Source organism: Wenjunlia tyrosinilytica, from assembly GCF_014646055.1.
GTDB classification, from domain to species: Bacteria; Actinomycetota; Actinomycetes; order Streptomycetales; family Streptomycetaceae; genus Wenjunlia; species Wenjunlia tyrosinilytica.
In genome coordinates this window covers 1-8,639 of the sequence record NZ_BMMS01000086.1, presented here as the reverse complement: position 1 = coordinate 8,639, position 8,639 = coordinate 1, and the positions used below count along the sequence as shown (strand labels likewise).

Annotated in this window: 8 protein-coding genes and 1 pseudogene; 1 reads left to right on the top strand and 8 read right to left on the bottom strand. The window is 68.2% G+C overall.

Going from position 1 to position 8,639, the window contains the following annotated elements; all coding sequences use genetic code 11:
• The 3 genes and pseudogenes from IEY86_RS37335 to IEY86_RS35255 form a co-directional block, all read right to left on the bottom strand.
• Positions 1-371, bottom strand: a pseudogene (locus IEY86_RS37335) (hypothetical protein); the annotation flags it as partial.
• A 14-nt stretch (positions 372-385) separates the two neighbouring features.
• Positions 386-541 carry a hypothetical protein gene (locus IEY86_RS35260; RefSeq protein WP_189135985.1) on the bottom strand — a complete coding sequence of 52 codons (156 nt, stop codon included), beginning with the start codon at positions 539-541 and terminating at the stop codon, positions 386-388.
• Between the two features lie 217 nt (positions 542-758).
• Positions 759-2,072: an MFS transporter gene (locus tag IEY86_RS35255; RefSeq protein WP_189135984.1), complete on the bottom strand. Its 1,314-nt coding sequence runs from the start codon at positions 2,070-2,072 to the stop codon at positions 759-761.
• Positions 2,073-2,117: 45 nt separating this feature from the next.
• Here IEY86_RS35255 and IEY86_RS35250 point away from each other — a divergent pair, with 45 nt between their 5' ends.
• Positions 2,118-2,747, top strand: a complete 630-nt coding sequence (locus IEY86_RS35250; RefSeq protein WP_189135983.1) for a TetR/AcrR family transcriptional regulator — start codon at positions 2,118-2,120, stop codon at positions 2,745-2,747.
• Positions 2,748-2,778: 31 nt separating this feature from the next.
• Here the strand turns inward: IEY86_RS35250 and IEY86_RS35245 are convergent, their stop codons facing one another.
• From IEY86_RS35245 to IEY86_RS35225, 5 genes are all read right to left on the bottom strand, one after another.
• Complete coding sequence (locus IEY86_RS35245) at positions 2,779-5,460, bottom strand: Tn3 family transposase (protein WP_229699058.1); 2,682 nt, start codon at positions 5,458-5,460, stop codon at positions 2,779-2,781.
• The gene (locus IEY86_RS37330; RefSeq protein ID WP_229699059.1) at positions 5,345-5,971 is read right to left on the bottom strand and encodes a DUF4158 domain-containing protein; all 627 of its coding nucleotides are present in this window, start codon (positions 5,969-5,971) and stop codon (positions 5,345-5,347) included. Before IEY86_RS37330 ends, IEY86_RS35245 begins: the two co-directional genes overlap by 116 nt.
• A gap of 167 nt (positions 5,972-6,138) precedes the next feature.
• Positions 6,139-7,539 carry a site-specific integrase gene (locus tag IEY86_RS35235; protein ID WP_229699057.1) on the bottom strand — a complete coding sequence of 467 codons (1,401 nt, stop codon included), beginning with the start codon at positions 7,537-7,539 and terminating at the stop codon, positions 6,139-6,141.
• 187 nt (positions 7,540-7,726) lie between these two features.
• Positions 7,727-8,059 carry a helix-turn-helix domain-containing protein gene (locus IEY86_RS35230; protein ID WP_189135981.1) on the bottom strand — a complete coding sequence of 111 codons (333 nt, stop codon included), beginning with the start codon at positions 8,057-8,059 and terminating at the stop codon, positions 7,727-7,729.
• Positions 8,056-8,639: tyrosine-type recombinase/integrase (locus tag IEY86_RS35225; protein WP_229699056.1), on the bottom strand; the 584-nt coding region annotated here is incomplete at its 5' end. The genes IEY86_RS35225 and IEY86_RS35230, both read right to left, overlap by 4 nt.

Sequence of the window (8,639 nt, the reverse complement as noted above, 5' to 3'; positions counted from 1 at the left end):
TGGCCAGGAACTACACCGCCTCGAAGCTGATGTCCGAGGTGGGACTCCGGGTGAACGAGGCCCGCAGACTGGACCTGGACGACCTGGTTCTCCGCGAGAGCCTTGGTGCGGTCCGGCGGCGCCGGCCGCCGCTCGATGCCGATCGTGGGATCGCCTTCGATCCAGCCCTGGCGCTGCCACCAGCCGATCGCCTTGCGCGCGATGGACAGCTCCCGGTTGACGGTGTCGGCGTCCATCTCGTCCGCCCGCGCCGCCGCCAGTTCGGCCAGCACCTCGGGCAGCGCCGGGTCGTCGATCGCGGGGACGGGGAAGACGGGCGGCTTCGCGCCCCGGCGGGCGGGTCCGGTCGGCGCCGGTTCACCGGTGAGCATCCACCCCCAGGTCGTCAGCGAGATCCGTAGATCCGCGCGGAGGACTTCGCGATGCCCGCGCCGGTGAGGTAGCGCTCGACCGCCGCGGTGTACGACGCGGGTGGGGCGGACAGAGGTACGACCCGAGCGCGCGGCAACCGAAGTGCGCCCCCGCTCCCGAGATCGGTCACTGGTTCGATCGTCACGCCGTCCCGCCCTTCCGGTACTGCCGCAGTAAATGCGTACACCTCGCCCCGGCGGCCGGATTGGTCCGCCGCGGGTCGCGGTGATCACGGTAGGGGCTCTGCCGCAGTAAATCCGGTATTTACTGCGACGGCGCAGTCCTGGGCGCTGCGACCGATTCGGGCAGAGTGTGAACGTGGCCGGAGTCCCGTAGTCGCCCCGGAGTCAGCGGGTCTCCGCGTCGTCTGCTGGTGTGGATCCGGTGCTGCGGTGTGCTCCCGTAGCACCGTCGTCGACGGCCGTTGCGCTCTGGGAGGGTGGCGCGGTCTTCTCGCTGGATCGTGTGCTGATCAGGCTGGCGGCGAACAGGAGGACGGCCCCGGCGTAGAAGGGGGCGCGCAGTCCGAAGGCATGGGCGGTGAAGCCGGCTGCCACGGCACCCAGTGCGGTGCCGATGCCGATGACCATCTGGTAGGCCATGGCGACACGCCCCAGCAGTTCGGCGGGCACGAGTGACTGGCGCAGCGATACCGCGGTGACGTTCCATGCCAGGTTCGCTGCTCCGTACGCGGCGATGCCCATGCCGGCTATAGGGCCTGAGGTCGCGGTGCCTGCGACTGCGGCAGCGACGGCAGTGCCCGCCGCGGTCAGTTTGAGGACGCGCGGAGCGCCGAAGCGTGCGGTTAGGCGCGGGGTCGAAATTGCCCCGGCCACGCCGCCGAGCGCGAAGGAGGCGACCAGCAGGGCGAAGCCCAGGTTGCTCAGGCCCAGAGTTTGCCGGGCGTAGAGCACCAGGATGGCGATCAGGCCACCGCCGACGAGGTTGGTGACCCCGGATGCCAGGCAGAGCCGGCGCAGCAAGTGGTGGCGCCAGAGCCAGCGGACGCCCTCGGTCGTGTCACGGCGCAGGGTCGTCCACGTCTTCGATGCTGGCTGGGAACGGGGCTGGAAGCTCCCGCGGAGGATGCATACCAGTGCGGCAGCGGTGGCGAAGGACACTGCGTCGACAGCGAAGGGGAGCGCGGCGGCGATGCCGAACAGCAGCGCGCCCAGGGGGGTTCCAAGCAGGGTGTCAGTGATGAGGGAGCTGGACTGCAGACGGGCGTTGGCCCGTGTGAGTTCGCCGTGGGCAACCAGTGCGGGGACCATGCCGGCCCAGGCGCCGCTGTAGAGCGTCTGCCCAAAGCCGAGCAGGAAGGCGACGAGCGCCAGGAGCGGAATTGTCACCATGCCGGCTGCGACCGTCGCGGCGAGCGCTCCGACAAGCAAGGCCCGGGACGCGTCGACGAGCCACAGGATGCGGCGGCGGTCGAAGCGGTCCGCCAGAACACCGGAGGGCAGGCCGAGGAGCAGCCAGGGCAGTTGCTCCGCCAGGGACACCAGCGCGATCTGCCGCGGATCGGCGGTCAGTTGCGCCGCGAGGAGCGGCAGAGCAACGAAGCTCATGCCGTCACCGAGGCTGGATACGGTGACCGAGGCCCAGACCCGATTGAAGCTCGGCCCGAGCCGTGTGCGGGGGATCCCTCTGGCGAATAACATGAACCAGACTCTGGTTCTGGTTTTGGGGAGGTGTCAAGGAGTCAGATGACTGAGCAAGTCCACAAACCACAGCAGCAGCGCAGCCGGGAGAAGGTGACCCGCATCCTTGAAGCGACGGCCACGCTGCTGGAGACGACTTCCTACGAAGAGCTGGGCACCAAGCTGATCGCCGCCGAAGCGGGAGTCTCGGTGGGCGTGCTCTACCGGTACTTTGCCGACAAGGAAGCAATCGTCGCCTCCCTGGTTCACCGCTGGTTCCAGATGGACGTGCAGATTGCCGAGCGGATCACTGAGGAGCCCTTGCCCCAGCGCTCGCAGGAGCTACTGGAAAAACTGCTCAACGCCTACGCGGACCGCTTCCGCATGGAGCCCGGCTACCGGCGCGTCTGGTACCACGGGCCACGTATCGCCGCGCTGCGCGCGGATGGCCGGCAGACGGACCAGGCGATCGCTGAGCGGGTGCACAAGGCACTCGTCCGCGGCTACGCGATGCCGGACACCGAGTCGTTCCGGCGACGCGCTCGACTCGCCGTGGAAGTCGGGGGCAACCTGCTCGACCTTGCCTTCCGCGAGAGCGCCGAAGGCGACCCCGAGATCCTCGCCGACGCCGCGCTCATGATGGACCGCTACCTCTTCGCACCGTCCACCGACTCAGGGTCTCCAGGAACCGGGTGAAGCTGCGGCAGAAGCCCTCCGGCAGGTCCCATTAGGCGGCCTGACCGAGAACAGCAGCGGTCAGGTCCTGCTCACGCAGCGGGGCGAAGTCGACGTCCAGCTTCGGGTCGTACGCCTCGGGCTGGATGCCGAGTTCGTGGGTGCTGTACTCGCCGAACCGGTTGATGTGTTCGGTCAGGTACGGCGAGATGTGCGCCAGGTCCTCCGGGTCGATCTCCCATCCCTCCTCCAGCAGCTGGCGGACGATCTCCGCGATGTCCAGGGCGTTGTGGAAGATCACCGCGTTTGTGAGCAGGGCGTTGAACTTCATCGCCTTCTCCTGCTCGATGGGGTCGTTGTCGGCGATGACGCCGCAGTTGCCGAAGCCGATCCACTGGGAGAACCGGTTGAACGACTCGACCTTGTTGGTCGCCGCGGTCACCCGCCGGCGCAGCGGCGCGTCGGAGAGGTAGCGCAGGAGCTGGACGGTGCGGACCACGCGGCCGACCTCGCGGAAGGCGGCGTAGGTGGCGTTCTTGCGCGACCCGGAGCGCAGGCGCTTGAGCAGTGTGGAGGAGGAGATGGTGCCCTCGCGTACGGAGACGGCCACCCGCATCAGGTGGCGGAACTGGGACTCGATCAGGTCGAAGTCGATGACGTTCTTGCCCGGCTCGCCGAACAGGGCGTCGATGTGTACGTACTCGCTCTGCTTGGAGGGCCGGTAGAAGGTCAGTTCCTTCCAGTTCCTGATCCTGGGCATCAGGTCGAAGCCCAGCAGGTGGGCGAGCGCGAAGACAGGGAAGCTCTGGCCCTGCGTATCTGCGTGCACGGTGGTCGGCTGCACCTCGCTGGTGTTCTTCAGCAGGCCCTCGATGATGTAGACGGCCTCCCACACCCCGCACGGGATGAAGTGCGTGAACAGCGCGATGTAGGTGTCCGAGACGTGGCGGTAGGCGATGCCGCCCGGCTTGCCGTACCGGACGCTCGTCTCGGAGAGCAGGTTGTCGAGGTACGTGTCCATGTGGGTGCCGTCCGCCGCGACGGCGGTCCCGTCGCCCCACGCCTGCGAGATGTCGAGGCGGGCGTGTGCGTTCACCAGGTCGGCGACCGCCTCGTTCAGCAGCACGATCGAGACGTACGGGCCCATGTTGGTGCCCTTGACGAACGTGACGATCACGTAGCGGCCCAGGGGGTCGGTGAGCTTGGGCTCGTTGCCGGACGGCGGGCCGAAGCGGCGCCACCACTCCACCCAGTACGCGGTCCGGGCCACGATCCCCATCAGGGAACGCTCCGGCATCCTCGCCTTGATCTCCTGCTCCAGCCGCTTGGCCGAGGGCCGCTGACCGTCAGCCCGGAACGCCTTCAGCGAGGGGATGCCCGTCTCCGGATCGATGACCAGGCCGTCGTTCTCCGGGTACCCGGCATCCGCCGCGGCGGCGGCGCCCCGCAGCTTGTCCTCCAGCTGCCGGCGGAAGAACTTCGCGTCGAACTCTGCGCTCTCGCCCTGCTCGGCGAGGCCGACCTCCACCAGGTAGGACCCCAGCGTCTCCTGGACGGCCTCCCAGTCCAGCAGCTGCTCGGACCAGTCGGCGTACTCCTCCGAGCCGACCACCGCGACGTCGCCGGTGCGCAGTTCCTCGGCGAGCGCGGTGAAGACCATCGCCTCGAAGTGCTTGCGGACGAACTGCCCGGTCCGGGTCCTGTCGACCACCGCCTTGCGCCAGTTCTGGGTGGCGAAGGAGATGTCGACCTCCTTGCCCTCCTCGTTGAAGGCGGTGATGTACTCGCCGCGGGCCGCCTGGTGCCGCTGGGCGTGTGTAAGGGCGTCCAGCACCCGGCTGTCCTCGCTAGTCGCGGTGAACTTCAGCTTGTCGTTGTCGGCAAGGTCGAACATCACCGCCCGGTCCCGGCCGATCTGCCCGTACAGCAGCACTTCCCAGAAGTTGCCGTGATGGGCGGAGACCTTCTCGATCTGCTCGTACTGCTTCGCGAACCCTCCGAAGCCGTCCACCGCGCGGGTGACCGCGCCGAACCCGCCGGCCTGCACCACCTGGGCCTTCACCAGGGCGAGGACCGCCGGGGAGACCCTGCCCTCCAACCGCGTCGCAACCTCGTCCACCGACGCCTCCGCGTCCAGACCATCCAGGGCCTGGCGGACTTCGGCGGTCATGGCCGCGGCCTTCGTGAGCGCCTCCTGGGCCGGGCCGTCCTCGTCGATGTGCTTGAGCACCGTGCGGTAGTTCCCGATCAGTGCCTCGACGATCTCCCGCTCGGCGAGCCGGATCTCCTCCAGCTCCGCCTTGGCCTTCTTGATCTTCGTCGCCACACGCTTGCAGAACATCGTCGCCAGGTCGTCCCGCACCCGCATCCGCGCCTTGTGCGTCAGGACCGCGACCAGCGCGATGCGCTTGACGGGGACGAAGTCCCGCAGCTCCGAGGCGTCCGCCGCATCCGCCTCCCCGGCGAAGTCGGTGACCTTCCCCGCGGCGACTCCGTCCATCCACACGTCGGTGTCGCCAAGCTCGTCCAGCCATTCCAGACGCTTGGTCAGGTTCTTGAAGTGCGACCAGGTCGGGCCCTTGGCGGGCTTCTTCAGCCGGTTAAACAGCGTCGTCCCGTCACTGTCGCGGTCCTCCAGCAGCCGCATGAGCCCCGCTCGCTGAGCAGCGCTCATGCGGTCGTGGATGCCCGTACAGATCGAGGCGTTCACCTCGGTGCGGATCTTCGAGGCCATCTTGTCGAAGGTCGAGAACCCCGGCAGCTCCAGCCCGGCCTCCACCACCTTCTCCAGCGCGATGTTGATCAGATCCGCCGGGCGGTTCTTCGCAGCGGCCTCTTTTGCGGATCGACTGCTCGACGATCCCGCGGGCCCTGGCCTGGTCGTACGTCACGCCGGCCCGCTTGCGGACCAGGCCCCGGTGGTGCTTGGCGGTCCGCTCCGCCCGGTACACCGGCAGCGTGCCCTCCGGCAGCTCCACCGCGCGCCGGACGAAGTCCACCACCATCTCCGGGACGTCCTCCAGCGCCGGGAAACACCCCATACGCCGGTACGACTTCAGCATCAGCAGCAGCGCCAGCAGATGCTCATCGCAGTCCGTGGCATCGGCCGCCCACTCCAACTCATCGCGGCTCGGGGAGAAGAACAGATGCAGCTCATGCGCGGTGATCAGCCGCTTGAACCGCGGATACGCGGTCCGTTCAATCGATGTCACAACCCACCCCAGGCCCCAGACGATGGTCAACATCACCACCAACGACACTGAGCCGAACGGGTGACGGGCCGGGCCTCTCAGCGGTTCAAGATCATCCCATGACCCCTTTTGGGCTCACCTCGGCGATACCCCCAGAGGCCCGCGAGTTCACGAAAACTGAAGGGTTCTCAGCGGGAACCCGAGGGTCCAGAAGCCCGATTCTAGGGGGTGGACCCGTGGGTTCGCGGTGAAGTCGCGGGGGCGGATTCCAGGTCCTGCTCCAGGAGAGCGCGGGCGGAGTTCGCGTATCGGATCGCGGTCTTCTCGCTGAGGCCGAAGACCTCGGCGAGGTGGAGCGGGTCGGGGCCGTGGGCGAGGGCTTCTTCGAGCTGGCGGTCCATACGGAGTCGTTCCAGGGTGGCGGTCTGTCGGTGCAGTGCCGGCCCGGCGACCGAGCTCTTGCCGATGGGGCCGGTTCCGAGTGCGGTGTGCTTGTTGATCAGCAGGTGAGGGTTCGCGGTGTCGGGCCAGCGGCGGCGCCGGAACTCCAGCCATTCCGCGGTGGCTTGAAGGGTGAGTTCGTCCATCGGGCGGGTGCGGCCGTCGATGGACAGGCGCCGGTTGCCGATGTCGAGGTCGTCGAGCTGGAGGCGGCGGATCGCCGCAGACCGTGCCGCGTGGACGGCGGCGAGGGCGAGGATCAGCCGGTCGGCGGGATGGGTGACGGCGGCGACAGAACCGTTGATTTGCTCGGGCTCCAGGGGCTGGATGACGCCTTCCTCGTGCTGGCCGACGCGGATGCGGCTGGTCGGGTTCTTGAAGATCGTCCCGTTCTTCTTGGCTCGGCCGAACAGCGACCGCAGGGCGACGATGGTGTGCTGCCGCTGCGAGCCCTGCACGGTTTCAAGGTGGGTGAGTACGTCGTCGCGGGTGACTTCCCGGAGGTGGTCGTAGCGGTTCGACCATTTCAGCAGCACGGGCCGGATCCGGTTGAGGTAGTTCCAGACCGTCGCCGCATGGCGGGCCCGGGCACGGGGGCCGCCGTCGTGCAGCAGCCGGGCCCAGTCTCCGACATCGTGGGCGATCCCAGTGGCGAGGCCGTCGAGCTTGGACTCCAGCCACAGCTCGAACGACGACGGCCGATCGTCGAGGAACACACCGATGTGGTCGAGCACTTCCGTGGTCCGCTCGACGCTCAGGCCGCGCGACCGAAGCACCGGGAAGACTTCCGAGTACCGAACCACGTCACCCTCGGCATGGCCGGTCAGGATGATGACCAGGGCTTGGTCGACGTTCAGACGCGTCTGGCGGGGCCAGCCGCGGGCCTCGCCAAGCCGATGTGCGCTATGACGGGCCCAGGCCAGCCAGGGATTATCGCGGCTAGCGTCCTCATCGCTGGCCCGCCCCGTGAGGTCTCGGCGGGCCTCGAACAACGCGAGCTGGCACCAGACCGCGGGCGGAGGGGGTGCGGGGGCCGGATCGGGCCGCCGGGGACGGCCGCGGCGGTCGTACTTGGATGCCGTTGGCTTGGGACGCCGGTCCCAGAGTGCCGTCAGTCCGTAGAAGAACAGCTGCTGGTGGCGGAGGTGGGGCAGGAAGGACTCCGGTTTGGCGCCGGTCACGGCGGCTTCCGCTCTCGCCTGGACCCAGCACAGACGGCAGTACTCCTCCCGCAGGGGTACTTGGCGCGTGCAGCCGGCACACACGCCTGCCTTCCAGCGGCTGGCGAACGAGGAACACGTCGAGCATCGCGGCTCGAAAAGGCGCCCCCAAGCACAGGCAATCGGGGCAGGAACCTGGGTTCATGGGTCACATCGGAGGAAGGGACCGACCATCACGGCGGCGAGGAACCACCGTCGGGGCTGGTCCCGTGGAGCCGGTGGCCGCTTGCCGGACATCGGTGTCCTGGCCGGGGCGGGTGACTGTCTGCGGTTCGGGGATCAGCAGGTCGCCGATCTCGCAGCCCAGGACGACGCAGATCACGTCGAGGTCCTCCAGCTTGAGGGAGACCGGCTGCCCGGACCACAGCCCGGACATCTTCCCCGCCGAGATGACCAACCCGTGCTCGGCCAGGCTCCGTTGGAGCTCGGACGCCTTCCAGATGCCCTTGTTCGCGGCGGTGAGCCGCAGGTTCCACCTCATCGGATCAGCCCTTCCAGCCGCTTCGCGGCCCGCTCTTGCCCTGCCGCCCAGGCGTCCTCGACCCGGGTCTGCTGCACATGGACGTACCGCATCGTCGTGGCAATCCAGGAGTGTCCCAAAACCTCCTGGATCGAGATCAGGTCGAGCCCGTTCAGATGGAGCTGGGATGCGCAGAAGTGCCGCAAAACGTGCGGCGTCAGCTTGTCGGTCCAGCTCGGCAGGTGGAGCTTGGCGGCCTCCGCGAGCCCGTTGCGCAAGGCGTCGTCGCCGACCCGTCGTGAGGAGCCGTCGGCGTTCTTGCGCTCGGAGGGCAGCAGCGGGGCACCGGGGCGGGTGTGGTCGTCGCCGAACTGGCCCCACACGTCCTCGATGAACCACCGCAGGGTCCGGCCCGCACCGTTGATCAGCGGCACCATCCGCTCGCGCGGACCCGATCCGCGCTTGCCCTTGCCATAGCGGACATGGAGTTTGCCAAACCGCCCGAGGTTCCACTTGATGTCGTCCAGGTCCAGTCTGCGGGCCTCGTTCACCCGGAGTCCCACCTCGGACATCAGCTTCGAGGCGGTGTAGTTCCTGGCCA

Bases quoted from the DNA above. Each gene is read 5' to 3' on its own strand.
- IEY86_RS37330 (WP_229699059.1), bottom strand. From the start codon at position 5,971: ATGTTGACCATCGTCTGGGGCCTGGGGTGGGTTGTGACATCGATTGAA.
- IEY86_RS35255 (WP_189135984.1), bottom strand. From the start codon at position 2,072: ATGTTATTCGCCAGAGGGATCCCCCGCACACGGCTCGGGCCGAGCTTC.
- IEY86_RS35250 (WP_189135983.1), top strand. From the start codon at position 2,118: ATGACTGAGCAAGTCCACAAACCACAGCAGCAGCGCAGCCGGGAGAAG.
- IEY86_RS35230 (WP_189135981.1), bottom strand. From the start codon at position 8,059: ATGAGGTGGAACCTGCGGCTCACCGCCGCGAACAAGGGCATCTGGAAG.
- IEY86_RS35245 (WP_229699058.1), bottom strand. From the start codon at position 5,460: ATGGCCTCGAAGATCCGCACCGAGGTGAACGCCTCGATCTGTACGGGC.